The organism is Paenibacillus rhizolycopersici, from assembly GCF_014947195.2.
GTDB classification, from domain to species: domain Bacteria; phylum Bacillota; class Bacilli; order Paenibacillales; family Paenibacillaceae; genus Fontibacillus; species Fontibacillus rhizolycopersici.
Window position 1 is genome coordinate 271,494 of sequence record NZ_JADCNN020000001.1, and the last position, 25,456, is coordinate 296,949.

The 25,456-nt window shown below is 56.4% G+C and carries 18 protein-coding genes and 1 riboswitch; of the genes, 16 read left to right on the forward strand and 2 right to left on the reverse strand.

Going from position 1 to position 25,456, the window contains the following annotated elements:
* Positions 1-63 precede the first annotated feature (63 nt).
* From IM700_RS01165 to IM700_RS23325, 7 genes are all read left to right on the forward strand, one after another.
* On the forward strand, positions 64-2,133 hold the full coding sequence (locus tag IM700_RS01165) for an alpha-galactosidase (RefSeq protein WP_193415612.1): 2,070 nt from the start codon (positions 64-66) through the stop codon (positions 2,131-2,133).
* Positions 2,134-2,140: 7 nt separating this feature from the next.
* Entirely contained in the window at positions 2,141-4,249 is a 2,109-nt protein-coding gene (locus IM700_RS01170; RefSeq protein WP_193415611.1) for an alpha-galactosidase, read from the forward strand.
* A 454-nt stretch (positions 4,250-4,703) separates the two neighbouring features.
* Complete coding sequence (locus IM700_RS01175) at positions 4,704-5,492, forward strand: ABC transporter permease (protein WP_193415610.1); 789 nt, start codon at positions 4,704-4,706, stop codon at positions 5,490-5,492.
* Positions 5,489-6,298, forward strand: coding sequence for an ABC transporter permease (locus IM700_RS01180; protein WP_193415609.1), 810 nt, complete (start codon positions 5,489-5,491; stop codon positions 6,296-6,298). Before IM700_RS01175 ends, IM700_RS01180 begins: the two co-directional genes overlap by 4 nt.
* 16 nt (positions 6,299-6,314) lie before the next feature.
* Positions 6,315-7,298, forward strand: a complete 984-nt coding sequence (locus IM700_RS01185) for an ABC transporter ATP-binding protein (RefSeq protein ID WP_193415608.1) — start codon at positions 6,315-6,317, stop codon at positions 7,296-7,298.
* Between the two features lie 81 nt (positions 7,299-7,379).
* Positions 7,380-7,586: a hypothetical protein gene (locus IM700_RS01190; protein ID WP_204801102.1), complete on the forward strand. Its 207-nt coding sequence runs from the start codon at positions 7,380-7,382 to the stop codon at positions 7,584-7,586.
* A 19-nt stretch (positions 7,587-7,605) separates the two neighbouring features.
* Positions 7,606-7,731 (forward strand): hypothetical protein, encoded by a 126-nt coding sequence (locus IM700_RS23325; protein WP_272491392.1) that lies wholly within the window; start codon positions 7,606-7,608, stop codon positions 7,729-7,731.
* Between the two features lie 62 nt (positions 7,732-7,793).
* Here the strand turns inward: IM700_RS23325 and IM700_RS01195 are convergent, their stop codons facing one another.
* Positions 7,794-13,253 (reverse strand): S8 family serine peptidase, encoded by a 5,460-nt coding sequence (locus tag IM700_RS01195; RefSeq protein ID WP_193415607.1) that lies wholly within the window; start codon positions 13,251-13,253, stop codon positions 7,794-7,796.
* A 499-nt stretch (positions 13,254-13,752) separates the two neighbouring features.
* A riboswitch (glycine riboswitch) is annotated at positions 13,753-13,879 on the forward strand.
* Positions 13,880-14,062: 183 nt separating this feature from the next.
* On the opposite strand from IM700_RS01195, the gene sdaAB reads away from it, so the two are divergent.
* From sdaAB to IM700_RS01225, 6 genes are all read left to right on the forward strand, one after another.
* Positions 14,063-14,734, forward strand: a complete 672-nt coding sequence (gene sdaAB / locus IM700_RS01200; RefSeq protein WP_155606368.1) for an L-serine ammonia-lyase, iron-sulfur-dependent subunit beta — start codon at positions 14,063-14,065, stop codon at positions 14,732-14,734.
* A 16-nt stretch (positions 14,735-14,750) separates the two neighbouring features.
* Positions 14,751-15,632: an L-serine ammonia-lyase, iron-sulfur-dependent, subunit alpha gene (sdaAA, locus tag IM700_RS01205; protein WP_155606369.1), complete on the forward strand. Its 882-nt coding sequence runs from the start codon at positions 14,751-14,753 to the stop codon at positions 15,630-15,632.
* 157 nt (positions 15,633-15,789) lie between these two features.
* Positions 15,790-16,479, forward strand: coding sequence for a response regulator transcription factor (locus tag IM700_RS01210; protein ID WP_155606370.1), 690 nt, complete (start codon positions 15,790-15,792; stop codon positions 16,477-16,479).
* On the forward strand, positions 16,476-17,600 hold the full coding sequence (locus tag IM700_RS01215; RefSeq protein ID WP_193415606.1) for a sensor histidine kinase: 1,125 nt from the start codon (positions 16,476-16,478) through the stop codon (positions 17,598-17,600). The genes IM700_RS01210 and IM700_RS01215 overlap by 4 nt, the downstream gene beginning before the upstream one ends.
* A 122-nt stretch (positions 17,601-17,722) precedes the next feature.
* Positions 17,723-18,436 (forward strand): ABC transporter ATP-binding protein, encoded by a 714-nt coding sequence (locus tag IM700_RS01220; protein WP_193415605.1) that lies wholly within the window; start codon positions 17,723-17,725, stop codon positions 18,434-18,436.
* Complete coding sequence (locus IM700_RS01225; protein ID WP_193415604.1) at positions 18,423-20,957, forward strand: ABC transporter permease; 2,535 nt, start codon at positions 18,423-18,425, stop codon at positions 20,955-20,957. The genes IM700_RS01220 and IM700_RS01225 overlap by 14 nt, the downstream gene beginning before the upstream one ends.
* A gap of 95 nt (positions 20,958-21,052) precedes the next feature.
* Here IM700_RS01225 and IM700_RS01230 read toward each other — a convergent pair whose 3' ends face one another.
* Positions 21,053-22,459, reverse strand: a complete 1,407-nt coding sequence (locus IM700_RS01230; protein ID WP_193415603.1) for an MFS transporter — start codon at positions 22,457-22,459, stop codon at positions 21,053-21,055.
* A gap of 139 nt (positions 22,460-22,598) precedes the next feature.
* Between IM700_RS01230 and IM700_RS01235 the strand changes: the two genes are divergently transcribed.
* From IM700_RS01235 to IM700_RS01245, 3 genes are all read left to right on the forward strand, one after another.
* The gene (locus tag IM700_RS01235; RefSeq protein ID WP_155606375.1) at positions 22,599-22,937 is read left to right on the forward strand and encodes an ArsR/SmtB family transcription factor; all 339 of its coding nucleotides are present in this window, start codon (positions 22,599-22,601) and stop codon (positions 22,935-22,937) included.
* A gap of 213 nt (positions 22,938-23,150) precedes the next feature.
* Complete coding sequence (locus IM700_RS01240) at positions 23,151-24,485, forward strand: S-layer homology domain-containing protein (protein ID WP_193415602.1); 1,335 nt, start codon at positions 23,151-23,153, stop codon at positions 24,483-24,485.
* A 168-nt stretch (positions 24,486-24,653) separates the two neighbouring features.
* Entirely contained in the window at positions 24,654-25,418 is a 765-nt protein-coding gene (locus IM700_RS01245; protein WP_193415601.1) for an SDR family NAD(P)-dependent oxidoreductase, read from the forward strand.
* The last annotated feature ends 38 nt before the right edge of the window (positions 25,419-25,456 follow it).

A 25,456-nucleotide genomic window follows, 5' to 3' on the forward strand; every position in this document is an offset into this window, starting at 1 on the left:
ATAGAACCCTCTGGAGTTCGATCTTATAATGAGGGCGAATAAGCGGAGAAGGAGTGAAGTTGGATGACCATGGATGGATCGATCTCGGCAAAAGTCCGCTTTGCGGCGGATTCGGATACGCAATTGCGTTTGGAGAACGGGCTTGCCCAATTAACCTTTGATCTGGCCGGAGGCGAATTCGCGTTTAGCTGCCGCGGCGCATGTAGCTGGAGCGGGATCCATAGCGCGTTCCGGTGGCAGGGCCGGGAATACCATACCGGCATGTACGAGAGCCATCAGGCGTACGGGGAGCCGAAGGAGCTGAACGATCGTTTCGGCCAAGGTGTTCAGGTTGTGGTTCGGCATGAAAAACCCGGATTGCCGGAGGTAGAACAACATTTTTATCTTTATGAGCAGCAGCCGTTCTTTTTGATCCGGGTCGTTGTGGTCGGCGAGGACGATATGAAGCTGAACCGGATTGCGGTGATGAAGTCCGCTAAGCTGGAGATCGAAAAAGACTCTGGTAACGGGCTGTTCGGGGAGGACCAGCTGCATGCCCTTCGCATCCCTTACGACAACGATAAATGGGTACGCTACATCGCCAAGGCGCTGCCTTGGGAGACGGAAAGCTACGAAGCGTCAGCGCTCTTCTATCCGGAGAGCCGACGGGGGTTCGTGACCGGTTCAGTATCCCATGACGTGTGGAAGACCGGCATCCGAATTCGAAGCGAACAACCTGACAAGCTGGACGACTTCGAGCTGTATGCCGGGGCGACAAGCGAGATGACGCGCGATACGCAGCCGCACGGTTATGTTCACGGCCCCCGGGTCGCATCCCCGCTCGTATTCGCGGGGTATTACGACGACTACCGCGAGGGGTTGGAGGCGTACGGCCGAGCCAACGCGGCGGTCGAACCACCGCTGAAATGGGAGGGCGGCGTGCCTTTTGGCTGGAACAGCTGGTCGGCGGCGATGAGCACGTTGGATTACGAGTTGTATGTATCAACGAGCGATTTTTTGAAACGCGAGGTACAGACTTTGGGATTTGAGAGCGACGGTACGCTTTATATCAATTTCGACGCGTTCTGGGACCGACTGACGGCGGAGGAAATGGCTGACGCGTTGCGCCGGGTGCGGGCAAACGGGCACAAGCCGGGCACGTATTGGACTCCGTTTGCATTCTGGGGCGGACCGGAGCAATTCGGTCGCGAAGTGGAGGGCACGGATGGCGAGTATACCTACGGCGAGATTCTGCTCCGCGACGCGGAGGGGGAGATCGTGGCGGACATCGCCGGCGGTCTGGCGATCGATCCGACACATCCCGGGGCTTTGCAGCGCATCGACTGGTTTACGGAGAAGGTGATCCGCGAAGGCTTCGAATACATCAAGCTGGACTTCATGGCGCATGGGGCGCTGGAAGGGAAGCATGATGACCCGGCCATCACAACCGGAATCGCCGCATACCGCCATGGCTTATCTTATTTGGCAGCGAAGCTGTCGCCGGAGGCGGCGGGACGGTCGTTCTTCATCAATCTGTCGATCGCGCCGCTCTTTCCGTACGCCTTTGCTCACAGCCGCCGCATTTCCTGTGACGTGTTCGGACAAATCAGCGATACCGAATATTTGCTGAATTCGCTGACCTATGGCTGGTGGATGAACGACTGCCTGTATCGTTTCAACGACCCGGACCACACGGTGCTGTACAAAAGCTTTAACCAGGAAGCAACAGGCTACCAGGAAGGGCGGAGCCGGTTGACAGCGGCGACCCTCGCCGGAACGTTACTGCTGCTTGGCGACGACTTCCGCAAGGAAGGGGCGGCGGAGCGCGCCAGAGCCTGGCTCGGCAACCGCGCGGTGATGGACGTGGCGCGCATGGGACGAACTTTCCGGCCGTTGGAGTGGGGGTTCGGCGACCGGGCGGCCGATGTGTTCGTGTCGGATGCTCCCGGCGAAGCGCTGTATATCGCGGTGTTTAACTTTGACGGGACGATAGCAGCACGGAAGACCGTATCTCTGTCGCGGGCGGGGCTTGATCCGAACACGCGATATCAGGTGGTCGATTTGTGGGAAGGCACGGAGCAGGAAACCATAGGCGAATTGGTCGTTGACCTGGAGCCGGCGGAAGCCAAAATACTTAAACTCAGCGGACGGTGATCAGAACATGGCTATTTGGGTAGATGAACTAAACCGATTATTCGCCTTACAAACGAATGGCAGCTCCTATGTGTTTGGCTTAAACGAGAAGGGGCGGCTCCAGCATTTGTACTGGGGAGCGCCTATTGATCCGTCGGAGGCGTTGCCGCTGCTCGGGACGCGGGGGCACAGCTCCTTCGACGCGGAAATCGAACGGGAAGCGGAGGAGTACAGCTTCTGGGGCGGCGTCGGGTATGTCGAGCCGTCGCTGAAAGTGACTTGGCCCGACGGGGTGCGTGATTTCTGTCCGCAATATACCGGGTATCTGGTGGATCGGCAGAGCGGGAAAGAAACGCTGACCCTCACGTTTCGGGACGAAGTGTACCCGTTGGAGGTCCGTTTGAGCTACGCGGCGATTACCGAGCACGACGTGCTGGAACGAACTGTTAGCTTCGTGAATTTAGGAGACGCGCCGGTGCTGCTGGAGACGATCCAGTCGGCGGCCTGGACGATGCCGGTGTTACGGGACTACCGGTTCACGCATGTGACCGGCAAATGGGCAGGCGAATTTCAACTGCGTCGTACCTTCCTATCCGAGGGAAAAAAGGTGCTGGAATCGCGGCGCGGCTTTACCGACGGCCATGCCAATCCATGGTTTGCCGTCGAGGATGGGACGGCGACGGAGGAACGAGGCGACGTCTGGTTTGGGGCACTGGCGTGGAGCGGTAACTGGAAGATCGTCGCTGAACAAACCGCGTTTGGTCACGTTCGCGTGACCGGCGGCATCCACGACTTCGACAGCACGTGGCAGCTTGGCCCCGGCGAATCGTTCGAGGCACCTGCATTCATCGGTGGTTACAGCACCGCCGGGTTCGGCGGGATGAGCCGGCAGTTGCACCGCTATCAACACGATGATGTGTTGCCGAGCCGAGAGCCGCGCAAGGTGCTGTACAACTCTTGGGAAGCGACGTATTTCGATGTGAACGCGCAGGACCAAATGGCCCTGGCGGAGCGCGCGGCCAAGCTGGGTGTTGAGCTGTTCGTCGTTGACGACGGCTGGTTCGGGGCGCGTAACCACGACCGCGCCGGACTCGGCGACTGGGTCGTCAACCGGGAGAAGTTCCCGAACGGGCTTGGCGAACTGATCGAACGGGTACACGAGCTTGGCATGGAGTTCGGGATCTGGGTGGAGCCCGAAGCGGTGAATCCGGACAGCGACTTGTACCGGAGCCACCCGGATTGGGTGTATCATTTTCCGACTCGAGGCCGGACGGAGTTGCGCAATCAGTTACTCTTAAACATCTCCAAGCCGGAGGTGAAAAGCTATATCCTGGAGTTCATGACCGACCTGCTTAGTCAGCATCAGATCAAGTTCATCAAATGGGACATGAACCGGACGGTGACCGAGCCGGGGATGAAGGACCATCCGCTGAACCGCCAGAAGGAGATCTGGATTCGCCATGTGCAGAGCCTGTATGAGATCTGGGCCGAGCTGCGCCGCCGCTTCCCGCACGTGGAATTCGAGACCTGTGCCGGCGGGGGCTCGCGGATCGATCTTGGCATCTTCCGTTATGCCGACCAGGCCTGGCCGAGCGATAACACCGATGCGTTTGATCGGCTGAGCATCCAGGAGGGCTTCTCCTATGTGTACGCGCCGAAGATGATGACCTGCTGGGTGACCGAGTCGCCCACCGGGATGAACCGCCGCGTTCTGTCGCTGCCGTACCGGTTCCACAGCGCGATGATGGGGACGCTGGGCATCGGCGCGAACCTGAATCATTGGAGCGATGCGGAGCTCGAAGAGGCGGCCGGATTCGTCCGGCAATACAAAGCGATCCGTCCGCTGGTGCAGTTCGGCGACCAGTATCGGCTGGATTCGCTGGGTCACCTGGGCGTAACCGCGGTCCAGTACGTGGACGAAAGTCGCGGGGAAAGCGTGCTGCTGGCGTTCCTGCATTCGCAACGACTTGGCGATCGTCTGCCGCGTTTGCGCCTGCAAGGGCTCATCCCGGACAAATCCTACGCGATCGAAGGGCTGCCCGGCACCCGAAGCGGCCGGAGCCTGATGCAAATCGGGCTGGAGCTCCCGCTGCGCGGCGACTTCGACAGCCTGCTGTACCGGATCCGCGAAGCGTAGCGTTGTTGTTTACGGATAACCCCAGCCTACTGTGAGGATAGGCTGGGGTTATTTGCGTTGAAATGTGTTCGTTTTTTCATATACATAATGCGGACGGCGGCAAAAATGATTCATTCTATTCGATTTTTCATACAGATTCTGTGCCTAAGACCTGATGAGGCGAGAATGTATATGAAATTTCATCTACATTTCGTTGAAATTGCCAGAAACGTTCCATTCTATTCGAATTTTCGCATATATTCGTTGCCTGTTCTTGGCTGGGTGTCATCTTGCATCCAGGATTGTGGTGGGCAAGGAGAGAATGATACCGGCAGGAAAAATTTCCTTGCCACACTCGAATTATTGCGGTATGCTAGTGGCCTTCTTTCTTATATTCGCCTTGACTGAAGTGGACGGGATATCCGTCCGGGAGAGCGATTCTATTCGCTCTAAACATGCTTATCGGAGGTGTCAAATGTTTAACCCTGGGCTTTATTTCACCCTGGCTTCCAAAGCCTACGCCCGCAATGTGCAGTACCGCGGAGCCCACCTGGTGCATAATATCGCAAGCGCCATGTTCGGCTTCATGTACGCGTGCATCTGGATCGGGCTGGGCCGGGACCACTCGCTGGGAACCTACGGAACGCAAGGCATGGTCGCTTACATCGCCTTTACGCAGTCCGCCCTCTGGGTCACCAGCTTCATCACGAACGGCCTTGGTATTCCGAAATCCGTCAGGACCGGGCAAATTGCCCTGGATCTGATGCGGCCCATTCACCTGTTCACCCACATGATGTCCAAGGAATGGGGGCAAATCGCCTACCAGCTCGTGTACAAATCCATCCCGATTTATCTCCTGTATTTTTTCGTCTTCTCCTTACCGGTTCCGGGCGATGGAATCGCCGTACTGTTCACCGTCGCCGGCTTGCTTGGAGCCTCCTACTTATCCATTTGCATCAATTATCTCATCGGGATCAGCGCTTTATGGACCACCGAGTCGTCCTGGTTGTATTGGGGGCATCACGCGCTGGTCAATTTGCTCGCCGGCTTCTTTATACCGCTGGAATGGCTCCCCGGCTGGCTCGAATCCTTTGCTTGGCTTACGCCGTACCCTTATTTGCTGTATGTACCGACAACGTTATATCTTGGAAACGGTAGCGTCTTCGCGTTATGGGGAACGGTATTTTGGTGCGCCTTGATGACGTTGCTATGCCTCTTGGCTACCCGGCTGATGCGGCGAAAGGTGGAGGTGCAAGGAGGATGAACCCAGCAAAATTACGCTCCTGGCTAAGACTCTACGGGCTGCTCGTTCGCACCACCATCCGCAGCCGAATGCAATACAAATTCAACTTTGTTGTCGGCACCTTGCTGGCTGCGTTGGTTCAAATCTCCGAATTTCTGATGGTCGCGATCGTGTTGGACCGGTTCGGCGCGATCCGAGGGTGGTCGGTGTACGAGATTGGGTACCTGTTCGCGGTGATGACATTATCAAAGACGATCTACCGCACGTTTGCCGACGAAGTGCACCATCTGGAAAAATACCTCGTCGGCGGTGAGCTCGACCAGTTGCTTACCCGGCCGATTCCGGTACTGTTCGCGTTAATGCCGCAGAAGTTCCGGCTGATGCCCGCCGAGCTGCTGCAGGGCGGGTTCATTCTGAGCTGGGCGCTCGGAGCGATGATGCGTAGTGGACAAGTCGGTTGGACCGCTGGGATCGCGACGTTGTTCATCATCCTGACGGGGGCGGTCATCCTGTTCTCGATCGGGCTGGCTACTGCTACGCTGGGCTTCTGGACCACCCGGATCGTCGAGCTGCAGAACATAACGGAAGATGCGGCCCGCACTGCGGCGCAATATCCGCTGACCTTGTATCCGAAATGGATGTCTTCGCTGCTGTTGTTCGCCATTCCGGTCGGATTCGTCAACTACGTGCCGTCGTTGTACCTGTTGCGCGGCGACTTGGGACCGTGGGTGCTCGCGGCAACGGCTGGTATAGCGGCCATCTGCTTATTCGCCAGCCTGCGGTTTTGGCGTTTTGGCATCACGAAGTACCAGAGTACGGGAAGCTAAGGGGAGGGGGACGAAGATGATTGAAGTTCATAACTTAACGAAGGATTTCAAGACGCCTGTCGTACGCGAAGGGAGATTTTCCGGACTCCGCACGTTGTTTTCGCGGGAATATTGGTTGAAGGAGGCGGTGTGCGGGATCAGCTTCCAGGTCGAGCGCGGGGAGTTCGTCGGATATATCGGGCCTAACGGGGCGGGCAAATCGACGACGATTAAAATGCTCACCGGTATTCTGCACCCGACCTCCGGGGAGGTGAGGGTCGGCGGCGTCAACCCGCACCGGGATCGGCGGCAGGCCGTGCGTCAACTAGGCGTGGTTTTCGGGCAGCGCAGCCAGCTGTGGTGGGATTTACCGGTGAAGGATTCCTACGATATTCTCGCGGAGATGTATGGCGTCAGCAGTGCCGAGAAGGCGCAGCGCCTGGACCAATTCGGTGAGTTGCTGGATCTGCACGAGTTCTGGTTAACCCCGGTCCGCAAGCTGTCCCTGGGTCAACGGATGCGGGCTGACATCGCGGCGGCAATGCTGCATGACCCGGAACTGCTGTTCCTGGACGAGCCGACGATCGGCCTGGATGTGCATGCCAAGCGGAATATCCGGCAGTTTTTGCTGAAGCTCAACCGCGATTTCGGCAAAACGATCCTGCTCACGACCCACGACATGGACGACATCGAGCAACTCTGCAACCGCGTGATGGTCATCGATCAAGGCAGGCTGACCTATGACGGCACGATCCCGGCACTGCGGGAACAGATCGGCTTGCCGACGGTGATTCGCGTCAAGTTCCGCGGACCGTTCCGGGTACCGGAGGAGGCGGAGGCGGGGAGACTGCCGTTTCGGGTGACGGGCACCGAGGAAGACACCGTAGTTGTCGAAGCGAACCGGCATGAGATCGGGACGATGGAGATCATCCGGGTGCTTAGCGATTGGGGCGACATCGATGACGTTGACATGGCCGAGCCAGCGTTTGAAGAGGTGATCCGCAGCTTCTCGGCTTCCTAACGCCGGTGTGGTTGTTTTTTGATGTGCGATAGGCTAATAGGTAACTTATCAGATGAAGCGGCGAACAAGGCGGGATGGATGATGCGACAGGTGGACATATCGGAAATGATTCGCTCGGCAAGCCGACGGAAGCAAACGGAGATCATCCGGACTTCGGTTTCTTTAAAACCTGCACGTTCGGAAGTCGAAATGGAGCTGTTGATGCAAAGCGTGAGAAGCCGCTTTTTGAAAAGTCTTTCGGAAGGGCGTATCCAAATCTACAGCGAGCGAGAATGGACCTTACGCTAAAAACCAGGGAGGGACGTCATTGTCTACCGTATGGGAAAGTGAAGGGTTTCGTGAAAAATTGATGGAGGCCAAAGGGCGTCTGCATGAACTGGCTGTTGATCCTGAGCGAGAGAATTGGAAAGAGCAGGTCAATATACCTTCCTAGTTAAAAAAATCAGCCCCAAGCGGCGTAAACCGCTTGGGGCTGATTTGCTTTGAGTCCGAAAGTTACCGGATCACGATTTTGTGAACCACCGTGCTTACGGCGCCGTCGTCATCGGTCACCGTCAAGGTGACGGTGTAACCCCCGGCGGCGGAGAAACGGTGATTGACTTTGGGGCCGAGCTCCGTGCCGCCGTCGCTGAACGACCAGCTATAGCGGACGATATGGCCGTCGGCGTCCGAAGAGGCCGATCCGTCAAAGTCGATCTGCTTATTCTTGGCCGCACGCTCTACGGCATCGATCACGGCTACCGGCGGAACGTTCGGGGTGTTTCCAGGATCCTCCCCAGGATCTTCCCCGGGATCTTCGCCCGGCGCGCTAACGAACAAGCGGCCCGGTGCCTGGAAGTCGCCGAGGTTCCCTGCCGTGTCCCGAACCGTCACCACGATCAGGCCGCCTTCCAGGACAAGCGATGCGGGCGTCGTATACGTTCCCTCATAATGTCCCGGCGTCGTTTCCGTGAGTGGAATACCGCTGCTCGTGCCGCCGGATAACGACAGCGGCAATTCGATGCGGAACGAAGTCGCAAGTCCCGGGACGCTGTCGAAGGATACCGTCAACGCTTCTCCCGCTGTCAGATGGACGTCCTCTGCCGGCGACAGATTGGCGATCTCCGGCAGCTCGGTATCCACGTAGACGGTCCGGGTGACCGTCGTTTCGTTCCCAGCGAGGTCCGAAGCAGTAACGGTAACCAGATTCTCTCCCGCATTGATCAGCAAGCGGTACGCAAATGCGCCGCCGCCTTCCAGCGGTACCTCTTGTCCGTTCACAGTCAGCTTGCTCAGGAACTCATCGAGCGCCGAACCCGTCACATTCAGCACCTCCGAATTGGTGCGGAAGCCATCTGCCGGCGAAACGACATCCAGATCTGGAACGGTGGTGTCCAGCGTAATCGTGACTGGCAGAGAACGGTCGGTTGTTTTCCCGTTCATGATCACTTCGGCGGACAAGGCGTTGGCTCCATCGTGAAGTTCGATCGGCAGGCTGAATTGTCCGTTCTCGACCGTGGTTTCTCCCGCGAGCTCCGTGCCGTTGTAGACTTTAACGTCGGCATTGTTGGCCGGCGAAGTTCCGGTGACGGTGAAGGTGGATTGATTCGTGTAAGCCCCGTCCGACGGAGACGTAATCATCGGCGCGTTGACCGGATAGCGCACGGTGGCGCGAATCATGTAATTGCCTTCTTCTTCGTCCGTCAAGGCCCATGTTCCGCTGATCCGATTCCAGCTGCGATGGGCGTTCGGGCTGGTTTCGTCGGTGGCTACTCCCGGAGCGCTCGTTCCGGCCAAGGTTTGTATATACACGATATAGAAGTCGCCTTCGACGGTGACCGGCTCCGGCAATTCGAGCACGGTCCATTGGTCGTTGCGCAGCGCGGTGCCGTCATAAGGACCGGCTAATTGCCGCCCCGGTGCCCCGCCCGGTCCCGATGCATCATAAACGGCATATTGGAAGGCGGTTCCGCCAGGAACCGGCCATTCGGTGTTCCAGAATCGGATCGACGCGCCGGTGACTTGCGCCGCGCCGGCGTCCGGCGTCATGCGTACAGCCCACGCATTGTTGGCCGCGTTGAAGGCCCAGGCATTCTCCGCCGTGCCATCATCGTAGGCGATTTCGCCCGGCAAGCCCACGAAAGGCTTGAGGGCTAACGAGCCGTCGGCCGTTCCGTTCGGCGGTACCGTAACGGTTCGCGTATTCCCGTAATAGTCGGCCGCTCTGACCGACAACGTATAGGTCCCTTCCAGCACCTCGAACGAGAAGCTGCCGTCGGCTCCAGTCGTTTGAGGGGCGATCGTCGCGTCTTCAAGCACCATGATTGTAGCGCCAGAAATCGGCTCTCCGGTGCGTTCGTCGGTAATCGTCCCGCCGAGAGTTCCTTTCGGAATCGGCTGCAGATTAAAGTTCACTTTGGCATTTGTCTGATCGGCAACGGTAACATTCGCCGTTTGCGGATAATATCCGTAGGCTTCCGCTTTCAGCGTATAATCTCCGGCGACATGGTTCAAGCTGTACCGTCCGGTGGCGGGATCGGTTTTCACCGAACGTCCGGTTTCCAGCACCGTTACGGTAGCATTAGCCGGCAAGCTGCTAATGCCGATGTCTCCGGCAGGCTTCGCGGACTTCACGAGCTGTTCGTATTCGGTCTTGCTCATACGGGTCAGTTTAAAGGCAGGTCCGGATTTCACCACCTTGTCCGTTTTCGTGCCTGCTTCGCCAAGCACGTTTTTTGTGACCAGAGATTCCGGCGTATTCGCGCTAAGCACCTGAACGTTGTCGATATACCAGCCGGCTTTCACGACGCTGCCGTCCGTCGTTAATCGGAACCGCACATTGACTTGTTCTCCGGCGTAAGCATCGAGATTGTAATAAACCGAGCTCCATTGCTTGCCGTTGGTGCTGTGCGAAAATTTGCCCAGCTCGTTCCACGTGTTCCCGCCGTCGGAGCTGATCTCCACATAGCCGTTATCGTAATTGGTTTCGATTTCGAACCACTGATCAAACAGCAGCGTGGCATTATTGATGGCGCTCAAATCGATCGTCGGAGAGACGAGGGAGGCGCTTGCTCCATTCTCATAGTTGTTGTCGAGGTCGGTCCCCCAGACGTTTGGCGTCGAGACCGCGCCGGCCGGTCCAGGTTCTGCAGGAGTGCCGCGTTCCCATTCGTCCCTCGTCCCGCTGTGCGTCCAACCATTGTCGCTGCTGCCGTCGAAGTTGTCGCTGAATACCGTCGCCGGACGCACGACCGCCAGCTCCAGCTCATTGGACTTGGCGCTTTCATTGTCGCTGTAATCCGTAGCGGTAACCACGTAATAGTAGGTATGATCGGTCTCGGTTGCCGTATCGGTAAATTCCGTTTGCGAGGTAGTTCCGATGGCCGCATAACCGGATCCCGAAGTGGTCGAGCGATAGACGGTGTACAACTTCGCGTCTTCATCGACAGACGGGGACCAGGACAATTCGGCGCTTCCGGCAAAGTTGACGGAGCCGGTCAGATCGGTCGGTGCCGCAGGTGCGATGGCGTCAGGTGTTTGCAGGGACAGGTCGTCCAAGTACCAGCCAGCCTTCTGCACGGAGCCGTCGCTGCTCAGTCCGAACTGCAAGTAAATCTGCTGACCGGCATAGTCGCGCAGGTCCAGGTATTGCGTTTTCCAGCCCCCGCTCGTGCCGGTGAATTCCGCCAGCGGTACGAAGGCGTAGTCGGAATCCAAGGAAGCGATGTACACCGTGCCGAAATCGCGCCCTGCTTCCAGGTCATACCAATGTTTAAAAGAAAGAAGCGCCCCACGCGGACTATCCGTCAAATCGATCGGCGGCGTCAGCAGATAAGAATCGGCACCGGAGGCGTAACTTCCGGTCAAATTGCTGGCATACACCTTGTCGCCGGAATAGGCACTGCCCGGTCCGCTAACCGGCGTTCCCCAGGCCCAGGTGTTCCCGGTACCGCCAGACTGGAACCCGGTGGTCTCCGTCTCGAAATCCTGGAGATACCCGGGCGCGATGCCGGCCGACACCGTGACGGCGTACGGCTTGCTGTCAAACCCGTTGTTGCCGAAGTCGTTCACCCGAATGTAATATTCAAGTCCAGCCGTCCCGATTAGGAAGGCGGGTACGGTGGCTTCATATACACCGTCCTTCTCGTTCCCGGAAACCCGTTTGGCCGGAAGGTATAAATAATGGCTGGTTCCTGCTTCCTTGGCGTAAAACTCGACCGATGTGACGGCGACATCGTCGCTGACGCGTGCGGAAAGCGTCACGTCGAAGCCTTCATATACTAAAGTAGGCGGCGCATGTTCCAAGGTAGGCTCGTCCAGGTCCTCTCCGGCGGTGACTACGCGCCCGGAGACGGTTCCGACCCCTTGCAGGACGGAGCCGACGGCGTCCAGCGCATTGACGATCCCGCTCCCGTACCCATTGTTGGGCGAGGTGGGATATTCGCTATCCGTCCGAGGCGTGGCCGTGCTGGTCAGGATATCCTCCAGTTGGTCTACCGTGAGGGAGTGGTTCGCCTGCAGCAGCAGCGCGGCGATCGCCGTCGTATGCGGACCTGCCATCGAGGTGCCGTCCCAGCCGCCCTCATAGACTCCGCCGGGAACGGAGGAGCGGATGTTCACGCCCGGTGCGGAAACCTCCGGTTTAACTTCATCGTAAGGCGAGGGGCCCCGCAACGAGAAGTCGGCCAAATTCCCGCTAATGTCCGTGGCGCCGGTGGCGAATGCCTCGGGATAGTTGGCCGGTGCGGCTACGGAACCGGGGCCGCCCGGGTTGAATTCATCAACGTTGCCCGCCGAAAACTCGGGGAAAATCTGCGCGCTTCGCCAAGCCTGCACGATCGGGCGAAACCATTCGTCGATGCCAGGTCCGCCGCCCCAGGAGTTGTTGACGACATCGGGAGCGAGCTCCGGATGGAGATTTCCTTCGGCATCCACCGGGGCCAGCAGCCACTGGCCGCCATCGAGGATGATCGCGTCCGTGGTGGAGGGGTTAAAGATGCGGACCGCGATCCATTTGGCTCCCGGCGCGACCCCAATCTGATTCGAGCCGTCCGGCTCCGAACCGACCATCGTTCCCATGGTGTGCGTGCCGTGGCCGTGGCCATCCGTCGGCAGTGAAGCATGGCTATGCGGATCATACCAGCTAAGCTCGGGGTCGACGATATTGCCCGAGGCATCAAATCCACGCCATTTGCTTCTCAAGGCCGGGTGGTTCAGCTCGACGCCGGTATCGAGGTTGGCGACGACGATGCCTGTCCCGTCGATGCCCATGTTCCAAACCTCGGGGGCATTGACTTGAGCGATATTCCATTCGACGCTGCTAGGCGTGACGGTGGAGGGGTCCTTGCTTGCACCGTCCAGCGGTGACGACTTACCGTCAGCCGGTTTTACGGATGGTGCCTCTACGGCAGGTTGCATTGCCGATTCTTTATGGATTTCGACCTTTTGCAAGTGACGCTCTTCATTCGGAAGGATCTTCTCCACTTCAGGAAAAAGGGCGATTTGCTCCAGTACCTCTTTTGTACTTGTCACCGCCATGGCATTTACGATAAAGTAGCTTTGGTAGTCTTTTACGTCTCCGGATTGCTGGGCTTTCTGCAAGTAATCCTCCAACGCGAATTGGCTGCGGGAGGCGGTTTCGCGAAGCGCGCTGACGACGGAGGTTCGAGCGGAAAGCTTCGCGGCGGAAGGTGTGGCTTTCTCCAGCGTGGCTTTCTGGAGAGCCAGTTTGGCGACCGAGGCCGTATCGGTTTGTTCTTTGAGTTTGACAAGGTAGGTGACGAAGTCGTCCTGCTTAAACTGAGTCTGCAATTTGGCGTCGATTTTGGCTTCAGCCACGTGAGGCGCGGTCGATTTCAAGCTGGTTTTTCCCGAAACTCCACTGCTGTCGGCGGAGGCTGCGGGAACGAGGGTCAACGCTAGAAGGATCGACATGCCAAGCGAGAAAGATTTGCGAAATCTCTTGAGATTTATCAACTTCTTCACTCCCTTTATGAGGTTTTAAGTGCAGCAGACATCCTTTGGCGGCCGCCCGGAGCAACGTTCAGCAAGGTCCGGACACGTTATGCCTGAAAACGGATCAAGCAAGAGCAAACGTCCCTTTGTTCATCACCTCCTTCATCAAAGTGGCTGATGCAAATGCGGGTACACCATGGTGGATGAGAAGTTGTAGTTGAAGCCGGATGCGGAGTGAGAGGCGTAACGGAAATCTAAGTGATCGTGATGTGAAGGAAAGTTGACGCGGAGTACACCTTATTTTCAACAATTCATAAAATAAGGTAAAATCTGGAGTTGTTGGGGATAGTATATATCTGTAAAATTAAGGATACAAGTGGTTCTATATGAAAAATAACCATATTTTCACATAAAAATAGGAAAATATGACTAAAATAGATTGACGAAATACGCAACGTTATGTGAGTTATCTTGACATCTTGCTAACTTCGTTTTACATTAATACAATTCATACAGGCGAATGAGGATGATGGGAGAGTCCGCTGGGCGTACCGCTAGGGTAAGCCGAGGAGCGGCACCGAAGGAGCAAAGGGCCGGTCCTGCAATCGGCAACCGAATCTCTCAGGTACAAGGACCATGATCGGACGCCACTCTGGAGAGAGCGATCAGCCACCCAAGAGGTACATGGATCCCGGGCCAATGGTTCTCCGGGAACATTAAACTTTCAGGTAACGGGGACAGAGCAGAAGGGCAGCGGCCTTTTTGTTCTGTCTCTTTTTCGTGATAGGCGGCTTGGTCATCTTGAATGTAAACAAGGGAGAGATTAATCCATGCGATTCAAAAACGTGTTCTCCATTATCGGTCCCGCGATGATCGGGCCCTCCAGCTCACATACGGCCGGGGCGGTGAGGATTGGACGATTTGCCCGTCAGCTGTTTGGAAGCGTGCCGGCGGAAGCGGCGATTTGCTTCTACGGCTCTTTTGCCGAAACGTACAGCGGACACGGTACCGATTTGGCCGTTGTTGGCGGCATCCTCGATTACCGCACGGACGACGAGCGAATTCGTCATTCGCTGCAGGACGCCGAAGAGCAAGGGGTCGAGGTGACCTTTACCACAGGAGTACAGCCGGGAGCTCATCCGAATACGGTAAAAATAAAACTAACCGGCCAAGACGGTCGGCATACGGAGGTGACGGGCGCTTCCATCGGGGGTGGGACGATCGTCATCCGCAGCATCGACGGATTTGAGGTGAAGAGCTCGGGCGAGCTGCCGACCCTGGTCGTATCCCATGCCGATCGCCAAGGAGTTCTGGCGGGCATTACCGCCTTGTTCAGCCGGGAGTACGTGAATATCGGCTACATCATTACCGATCGGAAAGGACGCACCGGCGAAGCATTGACCGTGGTGGAAGCCGACTCGCCGATCCCATCGGAACTGATGAAGGCGATTGAGTCGCTGGAGCATGTCAACCAGGTTGCTTATATCGATCTGACGAGATAAGAAAGGAGTGGGCAGGATGCGTTTTAGAAATTTGCGGGAACTGGTGGGGTTGTGCGAGCGGGAATCCCAGACGATATCCGGCATCATGATCCAGGATCAGGCGGCGGAGAGCGGGCAATCGGAGGCTGAGATCCTGGCCGCCATGGGCGAATACTATCAAATCATGAAATCGGCGGTACGCAAGGGGCTGACGGAGGACATCGTCTCCACAAGCGGTCTGACGGGCGGCGATGCCAAACGAGTCGAGACCTATCGAAGCCGTGGTGAGGCCTCCGTCGGCGACATCGCTTGCCAGGCCATGGCCTATGCGCTGGCGGTGTCGGAGGTTAACGCCTCGATGGGGCGGATCGTCGCTACGCCGACGGCGGGCTCCTGCGGCATCATCCCGGGCGTGTTCGTCAGCGCCCAGGAGCGCTTCGGCTGGGAAGATGAGCACCTCGTGCGCGGGTTGTTCAGCGCCGGGGCCATCGGCTACGTGATCGCCAACAACTCGTTTATTTCCGGCGCGGAAGGCGGCTGCCAAGCCGAAATAGGTTCGGCGATCGGAATGGCAGCCGGGGCGATGGTCGAGTTGCGCGGTGGGACGCCGGAGCAGGCGGTGCACGCCGTCGGCCTCGCGCTCAAGAACACGCTGGGCTTGATCTGCGATCCCGTCGGCGGCTTGGTGGAGATTCCCTGCATCGTACGCAACGGCTTCGGCGCGGTAAACGCACTGGCAGCCGCCGATATGGCGTTGGCCGGCGTACGCAGCGCAATCCCATCGGACGAAGTCATCGACGTGATGCTGGAGGTCGGGTCGGCGATGCCCAGCCGCCACCGCGAAACCGCGCAAGGCGGGCTGGCACAAACGCCAACCGGTCGCAAAATTATGAAGGAGCTGCGGAGTCGTAAGAAGTAAAATGTCACCTGTCTTTCTAAATCCAAGCGCCGCGGCCTGCAAATCGGGTTGCGGCGCTTTCTGTTGGATCTATGTCATAGTTAAACGATTTACCCGAGGTTACGTTCATGTATAATTTGCTTGTAGGAATGACCGGAAGGAAAGGAAGTACGGAATCATGACGAGCATTCTGATTGTTGAAGATGATGTGGGCTTAAACAAAGGGATCGCATTGACATTGGCGAGGGACGGAGTCGCCGTGGAGCAGGCCTATGATCTGGCGGGGGCGGAAGAAAGGTTTGCGGCCGGCGGGATCGATCTGGTGCTGCTCGACGTCAGGCTGCCGGACGGAAGCGGCCTGGACTTTTGCGCCAAGCTTAGGGAAGCTTCTCGGGTGCCAGTCATCTTCCTGACCGCGAACGATATGGAGTCCGATATCGTGATGGGCTTCGAGATGGGAGGGGATGACTACATCACGAAACCGTTCAGCCTAATGGTGCTGCGGTCTCGGGTGATGGCTGTGCTTCGGCGCTGCGACCCCAGCCGCGAGGATAAAGTGAACATCGGTTCTCTTGCGTTTGACTTTGGCAAAATGGATTACCGCAAGGAAGGCGCAGCCATCTCGCTTAGTGTGACGGAACAAAAGCTGCTGAAAGCGCTCGTGAACCACCGGGGACAAGTCCTGCCCCGGGAGCAGTTGATTTATCTCGTATGGGGGCAAGATTCCGAATTTGTGGATGAAAATGCGCTGACCGTCACGATCAAGCGATTGCGGACTAAAATCGAGGAGGATCCCGCTGCGCCCCAATATATCAAGACGGTTTACGGCTTGGGATACCTTTGGGCCGATGCGGGGGTGCAGACATGACAACCGATGGAGCGACTAACGGAGAGCACGGACTTGCCAAGTTCGCAGCACGTCACATTCCTCCGCGGACGGATGGACTGACCGGTTCACCGCGCCGGAATGGGTTGGCCTTCGATTGGGTTTACGTAGCCTACGGTGCGCTGTTTGTCCTGTTCGTGCTGGGCTATCCGCTGGCTTCCTGGGTATGGGCGGGGGAAGTGTTTACCCCGCCGATTTGGATCCCCATCGTTTTCGCGGCGGCGTTGCTCCTCATAGCCGGTTCATTCGCCTGGACGTTGCGGGCCAGGTCCGCAAACGCCATCCGTGCAGCATATGAGATCGTGGATACCGCGATCGCGGGTCAACAGCGGCTCACCGGTTATGAAGAGACGGAGCTTTCCGCGCTCGAGAACAAGGTGATCCGTTATGTCGAGCTGGCCCGGGCGCGCGAAGAGGAGGTCGAAGCGGAGCGGGGCCATCTTCAGACGCTTCTCTCCGATATTTCACATCAAACGAAAACGCCGCTATCCGGCATTATGCTATACGGGGAACTGCTGGGAGAAGTCCCGAATTTGGGCGAAGAGGCCCGCCAGTATGCGACTCAGATCAAGGCGCAGGCTGCCAAGCTGGATTGGCTGATCGGGTCCTTGGTCAAAATGTCCCGGCTCGAGGCGGGGATGATCGCTCTGCAAACCATCGTATCGCCGCTGATTCCAACGATTACGCAAGCGGTCTCTCAGGTTTATGCAAGCGCAGAGCGCAAAGGGATCCCAATCTCAATTAACTGTGACCCGGTTATCTCGGCAAGGCACGATCCGAAATGGACGGGCGAAGCGTTGTTTAACCTGCTGGAAAATGCAGTCAAATACAGCGCCGCTGGGAGCGGCATGCATATTTCGGCGCTGGCGGGCGAAATGTTCGTCCGCATCGATGTTGCTGATCAGGGCATGGGGATCGCGGAGGAAGAATGGAACGATATCTTCAAGCGTTTCTATCGTAGCAAGCAAGCGGCCCAGCAGGAAGGCGTCGGAATCGGCCTGTATCTGGCCCGGGAGATTATCGCGGCGCAGGGCGGGTACCTTAAGGTGTCGTCCAAGCTAGGCGAGGGTTCGGTATTCTCTTTATTTTTACCTAGCCTATAAGTGAAAATGATGGATTATGTCGATCTTGTTATTTTTCGGACATCCGAACGAAAGATTCGTTTGCTACAGTAAGTCCTGTACGAATAAGGTACAGGATTTTTTGTTGGGAGGTAGAAACCGGTATGCCGATCCTGCAAGTTGAAGAGTTAAAGAAAACGTATGGCCTAGGGTCTAACGCCGTCCAGGCGCTGAATGGGATCACGCTAAGCGTGGATAAAGGCGAATTCGTTGCGATCGTTGGCACAAGCGGCAGCGGAAAAAGCACGCTGCTCCACCTGCTGGGCGGGTTGGACCGTCCCACCGAAGGCAAGGTGCATGTGGACGGAAACGATATTTATGCCATGAATGACGAGAAGATGACGATTTTTCGGCGACGTTCAGTCGGCTTTGTATTTCAAAGCTACAATCTGATTCCCATCTTGAATGTATACGAAAATATCGTGTTGCCCATCGAGTTGGACGGGACTCGCGTAGATCGGGAGCATGTGGAGCAGGTGATCGGTGCGCTTGGGCTGTCCGATAAGATGTACCATTTGCCAGCGAATCTGTCTGGCGGACAGCAGCAACGGGTGGCGATTGCCCGGGCGCTGGCCACCAAGCCTTCCATTGTTTTGGCGGACGAGCCGACCGGCAACCTGGACAGTAAAACAAGCCAGGAAGTGATGGTTCTGCTGAAGCAGATGAGCGAACGATTCCACCAGACGATCGTGATGATTACGCACAATGAAGAGATCGCGCTCACCGCGGATCGAATCGTGCGGATCGAGGACGGCCAAATCGTCAGCCGCTCCAACCGTGCCGGAAGAGGGGCGGGGGCGTCGAATGACCACGAATAAACGAACAGGAATCACAACCATCGTCAACCGAAGCTTGAAGGCAAATCTGCCGCGTAACGCAATGATCGTCAGTGCCATCATCCTGACGACGCTGCTGCTTACTTCGGTGTTTACGATGGCGTTCAGTATCAACGAATCGATGCAGTTGACCAAAATGAAGACGGCCGGCGGCGACTATCACGGCAGCTTTAAATACTTGACTCCCGCAGAGGCGGAGAAGATCCGGCAGCACCCGTCGATCAAAGAGTATGGCCAATCCGTACTGGTTGGCCGTGCGACGAGCGACGTATTTCGCGGTACGGCGCTGGAAATCGATCAAATCGACGAGAACGAGGCGAAGCACAGCTTCGTCCGATTCGAGAAAGGCGGTTTGCCAACCGAGGAGAATGGGATTGCAACAAGTACCTGGGTGCTGGATTTGCTCGGAGTGCCTCATGAAGTGGGAGCCAAGGTGCGGCTGGAACTCGATATAGACGGGCAAGCGGTTACGGAGGAGTTTGTGGTGTCGGGGGTTTTTCCGGCCGACCGGAATTTATCGATGGCGGGGATGGCATTCGTCTCGGAGGCTTTCGTCCAACAGCATCTATCCCGGATCGATCCGATGCAGACCCGGAAAACGGGCAGTTACGTCAATACGATTCGGCTGGACGTGATGTTCGATCATTCCTTCGGCATTGAGAAGAAGCTGCAAAAGGTGCTGTCAGATACCGGAGTGGATGCCCCGTACGGGGTGAATTGGGCGTATAGCAGCGTTGGCCTAGAGGAAGATCCGGCCAATGTCATTCCGTTTCTTGTGCTCATTCTGATCATTATGATCAGCGGATATCTGTTAATTTACAATATTTTTCATATCTCCGTGGTACGGGATATCAAGTTTTATGGTCTCTTAAAGACGATCGGAACAACACCACGTCAATTGAAACGCGTCGTTTCCATGCAAGCGAATCGTCTTTATCTGGTGGGCCTTCCCATTGGTTTGGCGTTGGGGTACGGAATCGGTGTAGGTCTGATGCCGCTGATGAGCGGATTCTCCAGCGAAGTGGCGGAGGAGACGGTGAGCTCCGGCAACCCTTTGATCTTTATCGGGGCGGCGCTCTTTGCCTATCTGACGGTACGGATCGCTGCCAGCAAACCAGGTCGCACCGCGTCGCGAATTTCCCCGGTCGAAGCGGTGAAATTTTCCGGTATCGCCGGGCACGAGAACCGGAGTCTGGGCCGAAAGCTGAAACGTTCGTCGTATGGGGCCAAGCTCTCGCGTATGGCCTTCGCCAATTTGTTCCGATCCAAAAGGAAACTGCTGCTCATGCTGGCCTCTTTGTCATTGAGCATCATCTTGTTCAGTGTCATCTTCACCGTTATTTCTTCGTTCAGCGTCAATAAATATTTGAACAGTTTTATTACGGGGGATTTCGTGATTAAGGAAGACGTCGGCGGGCGGGGAGATGTTCCTGCTCCGGATGACGCTGCGTTAACGGAGGAGTTCTCGCAGAAGTTAAAGCAAATCGACGGGGTCGCTAGCATGGACAAAGTATATTTCCGCAAGGCTTCGTTTCCACTGAACGAGAAGATTCAGCGTGTGATTGAGCCTCTATCGACGACGGAAACCCCCGAGGAGTCTCCGATTGCCTGGATTAAGGAAAATAAGGCTGTCGATCTGCAGTTCCATGGACTCGATCCGGGGTGGTACGAGGTGATCGAACCTAAGGATATTGTCGCCGGGACGTTTGACCGGAACAAGTTCGACACCGGTGATTATGTGCTTGTAACGGAAGCGATGCTGGGGTCCGATCAATATGCTCGTTATTATCAGCCAGGCGAATCCATCCGGTTCGACGGGATGAACAAGAGTTACAAGGTGATGGCGGTGTTAGGTTCGGATGCGCTATATGCGGCGGGAACCCAATACTACACCGTTGGAGGTTTTAAGGTGTTTTGGCCGGCGGATGAGTTCGTAAAGTCAGTGAAAGACCCGATTCTATTGTCTGTGACCCTTCACGTCGATCCTGCTAAACTTGGTGAAGTCGAATCGGCGGTGAAATCCTTTACGGCATCCCATCCCAGCCTAGTCGTCAAATCACGGGAGGATTATAAGAAGGAGATGCAAGGGTTTATTCGGATTTTTCAAATGATCGGCTACAGCTTGAGCTTAGTGATTGGCCTGATCGGAACCCTCAATTACATCAATACGGTGATCACAGGCATGTGGTCAAGACGAGGCGAATTCGCTATTTTAGAGAGCATTGGCATGACCCGGAGGCAATTAAGAGCGATGCTTGTGTTGGAAGGCCTCTACAGCGTATTGCTAACCAGCTTGATCGTGGGCACGGCAGGGATGGGCTTGACGTACCTGGTTGCCAAAGGGATTGCGGACGGTATGGCGTTTACGGATTTCCGGATGAGTCCTTTACCGATCGCAAGCCTGATTACACTGCTCATCTTGATGGCATTGATCGTGACACTAGCTTCTTACCGCAGGTTGTCGCATGCCACGATTGTGGCTAGATTACGGGAAGCCGAATAAATCCCCGGATGGCCGGGAACAGCAAGACCCCTGGGGTGGCGTCGGACGCCATACGTTCCGAACGTGCTCCAGGGGTTTCGCTATGCTCAACCGGGTTACAGTTCAACAGAGGGACCTTGCCGTGGGCTTCCTTGTACAGCAACGCTACGCAAATAGACGAATGACGAACCGAGAGCGAGCAACGCCATCACCATCAGACCCCAGAAAATGTTGGAGTAAGCGGCGGATAACGATAGACCGTGCTGCCATTCCATAGCGCTGGAGGCCATAGCGACGCTAAACGCCCCGCTGAAAAACTGCAGCAACTGGAAGAGCCCCATCCCTGAACCCACCTGGGATGCCGGCAGAATACGGGAAATTTCGTTCGATACGCTGCTCGAGAGCATTGTAAAACCTAAGCTAATCAGCATATAAATGAATAGGATGGCTAGCCAGGATTGCCCGCTGAACAAGGCGAATAGGACCATGGAGCTCAGCACGAGCAGCGGAACATACCGCAAGATCGCGCCGTTGCCGTGACGGTCGATGACGGAGCCGACTTTGCGAGAAGCTACCATCGCCAAGATCGAGCCCGGGAAGATGATTAGCCCGGCATGGCTAGCGGTTAATCCGAAGCGGTGCACCAAGATTTGCGGCAGTAGGAACAATGTGGCGAAGCTGCACAAATACGAAGCGATGCCGACGATCGACAAAGCCAGGTACGACCCGTTGCGAAACAACGCAGGCGAGACGAACGGATCGGAGGCGGTGCGAATCCGCCAGACGAACAGGGCCAGCGCAGCAACGCCAAACGCCAGCGCCACCCAGGAATGCTCCGTCAAAAATAGCAGCAACCCGGTCGTGCCGACGGCTACGAATATCGCGCCGAGGGTGTCGAATGCGCCGCGAACCGGTTGTTCTCTTGGAATGTGCCGTAGAAAGAGCGGCACCAGCAACAAGGTTAACGCCGTGACGACAAACAAGTATCTCCAGCCGAAGTATTCGACAATCGCGCCGCCGGCGACAGGGCCAAGGCCAAGACCCAACGATACGGCCGACATAATCAAAGCCATCGCTTTGCCGCGCCGCTCGATGGGCACGTAACGGGATAAGGTAACCAAGGATAGAGAGACCACCGCTCCAGCTCCAGAGGCCTGAACGACACGGACCGCAAGAAGAACCCAGAAGCTCGGGCTAAACAACCCGGCTATGGCGGCGATTCCCAGCGTCGTAAGTCCAATCGCCAGCAAGCGCCGAATCGGCAGGAAATCGGAAAGCCGGCTGAACGTGATGGAAGAGATGGCGAACATGATCGAGTAGCCGGTGACGATCAGGGATGTGACGGCAGCCGACAAGCGGAAGTCTTCGGTGACGTCCGGCAACGCCAGGTTAAACATCGCCGTATTCATGATAACTAACACGACGGCAATGGAGAGCAACGCCGTTATCAATCCCTCTCTAATCGCGGAAGGCGGATTCGCCGGCGTCACGGGATGGATGGTTTCGGTGGAGGCGGTACGCATGGTATTGATTTCACCCACTCTTTCTTTGCTTTAATGTTCGAATATTATCGAACAATTGAAATATAGCATGCCTTGGCTTATGATGCAATTAGGGAAATATAAATTCACCACGAATTTTTATTATAAAGGAGTTTTCCTAATGAAAGTTCTGTATCATCCTGACCGGGACGACATTCAGTTGTCTTCTGTGCTGTACGCTTTGAGTGATCCCATTCGGCTCAGTGTCGTGGCTGAAATGCGCCGCAGCGGCGAACGGCCGTGCAACTATTTCGAGGTTCCGATCGCCAAATCGACGTTGTCGCATCATGTCCGGGCGCTGCGGGAAGCCGGTGTCGTGTTTACCCGCATCCAAGGCACGCAGCGGTTTATGTCGGTGCGGGAGGAAGATTTGGAATACCGCTTTCCGGGTTTGCTTGATTCGATCCTCCAGGCTTACGAGAAATCCGGCGAGAAGGATAAAAGCACCATATCCGAGTAATGAGGATCTAAGGTTTACCCGGGCCCGGAGCCCTGCTCCGGGCCTTATTGCCGGTTCGTTTGGCGCAGGCGAAGCCGCGCGGCCATGCCGAAATTCCGGCTGTCGTTCGGCCTATTCACATCCGGCCTGAATTATGGTTTTCTGAGTAGTGGCAGCGTATTTGCGTGTGCTGTACATAACGCATCATGTGTCAAGACTTGGGAGGCTGTAGTAATGATCAGAAAGATTTGGAAGCGCATCTTCAAACGGAGACGGCGTCAAGGGGCGGCGTTTTGCTTGCTGACTGTCTTGTTATTCGGCTTAGCCGGGGGATACGGGCCGGCGGATGTACTCATAGGTCCGTCTACAGCGGGGGCAGCTGCTGTATTCGGAGATCCCGCTGGTTTTAAAGATATTCGCGGACATTGGGCGCAGAAGGAAATCGAGTCAATGGTTACACAGGGAATTCTGAACGGTTACCCGGACGGGACCTTCCGACCTAACGAACCTGTGCAGGTGGATCAGTTCATCAAGATGCTGATCTTGTCCTACAGCGAGCAGCATCCGAACCTGGAACGCACTTGGCGTGCGTCTTTCCTCGAATCCCTGAGCGAAGAGAATCGAACGATCCTGAAGCAGGATTATCGTTACTATGACTTCAAACCGGCGATGACGGGCTATTGGGCCAAGCCGTATATCGATGTGGCGAGCGATTTGAATTTTTTGAACAAGAGCCGTTACAACGATTTCCAAACCGGGATGACCCGGGAAAATGTGGCGGAAGTGATCTATTACACGCTGCAGGAAACTGAATTTTTGGAGGATGAACAGTTTGGCAGGACGGTGGCTACGTCCTATGGGGATTTGACCAGCGCAAGCGACCGCCAGCAGAAGTTTATCGCCGAATCGTTGATCAAGGGGATCATGCAGGGATACCCGGACGGAAATTTCGGTGTCGGACGAACTGTATCGCGGGCCGAGGCGCTGGTCTTGCTTAACCGTTTGACCGACAAAACCAAGCGAATCCCGATTCAACCGGAGGAAGGAAAGCTGCAACGGCTCGTCCCAACCGCCAGTGGGGGGCAAAGAATCGTCGCTTTCCCCGACAAACGGATGTGGGATGCCTATGATACCTTACGGAAGGCCGGTCAGCTGCGCGGTACCAACTACGATTTGTTTGATACAACGCTGCGCCTGTTCAAGGACGAGAAGGAGAAGGCGGCAGTGCAGCAGGCGACGGCGGCAGGAGGGGGCGGCTCCTCCAGCGGGACGGCGGCGGAGGAAGCGGCGATTTGGCTCGATCCGACGTACAACACCTATGGCATCACCGTTCGGCTTCGGGAAGGAACCTTAGCTCGTAACACGGAATCGATCGAGTTGTTTGCCAATCAACTGTTTTCCTACGACGCTATCGCGTTTCGCCGCTGGTTTGACGCGATTTGCGCTGAAGTGGAAGCCGGCCGTCCGCTAGCCGACAAGCAGGCAACGGTCGGGGATTTCTCGGTGAGCGTGCTGGTTGATAACAACGCCAAGACCGTCGTGTTCTCGATTGCGGCCAAATCACAGTAATCTGTCGTTAGCCTACATTCACTATTGCAAAGGGCCTGGCCAAGGAGATGTTTCTCCTTGGCCGGGCCTTTTTGCGGTTCGCTTTTCCGATAGCCGGAAGGTAGAATGGGAGTAATGCCCGATGAGGGTCCGTGCGGCGAACACCTAATTCAAGGAGGTAACGTAACTATGCTAAATATTGATCTATTGGGGAAAATCGCGCTCATTACCGGGGCGACCGGCCAATTGGGCCGAGTCATGACAAGGACGTTGTCGGCTTGCGGAGCGAAGGTGGCCATTCACTATGTCCATAATGAGGCCAAAGCGCAGGAATTACAGCGGGAGATTACCGCGGCCGGCGGAACGGCCATCACCGTGCGGGGCGACATTACGAAGGAAGCGGAGATTAGAGCCATGCAAGCGAAGGTGGCGGCGGAGCTAGGCGATCCGGATATCGTGGTAGCCAATGCGGTTGTGCAATATAACTGGACCTCGGTTCTGGAACAACCGGCGGAGGATTACGTGAGCCAGTTCGAATCTTGCGTGCTGCAGAGCGTGTTTCTAGCCAAGGCGTTTATTCCGGCGATGATCGGCAAAGGATCGGGGCGGTTCATCGGGATCAATACCGAATGCGCCATGCAGAATTTTCCTAACCAATCGGCCTATACGGCGGGAAAAAGAGGCATGGACGGCGTATACCGCGTCCTGGCTAAGGAGGTAGGAGAACACGGGATCACCGTCAATCAGGTAGCTCCAGGCTGGACGATCAGCGACCGTGACCGCGAACTTGCGGATCGAAATGATGCGGCCTATATCGCAGGGGTTCCTTTGAAACGCCGAGGCGAAGACCAGGATATCGCCAATGCGGTTGCGTTCCTGGCTTCGGAGTTGGCCGGATTTATCACGGGGGCTTACCTCCCGGTCAGCGGCGGCAATGTGATGCCGGCGATCTAGGCGAGGGATCCGGCTAGGTCGGGCGAGAAAGGAGATAG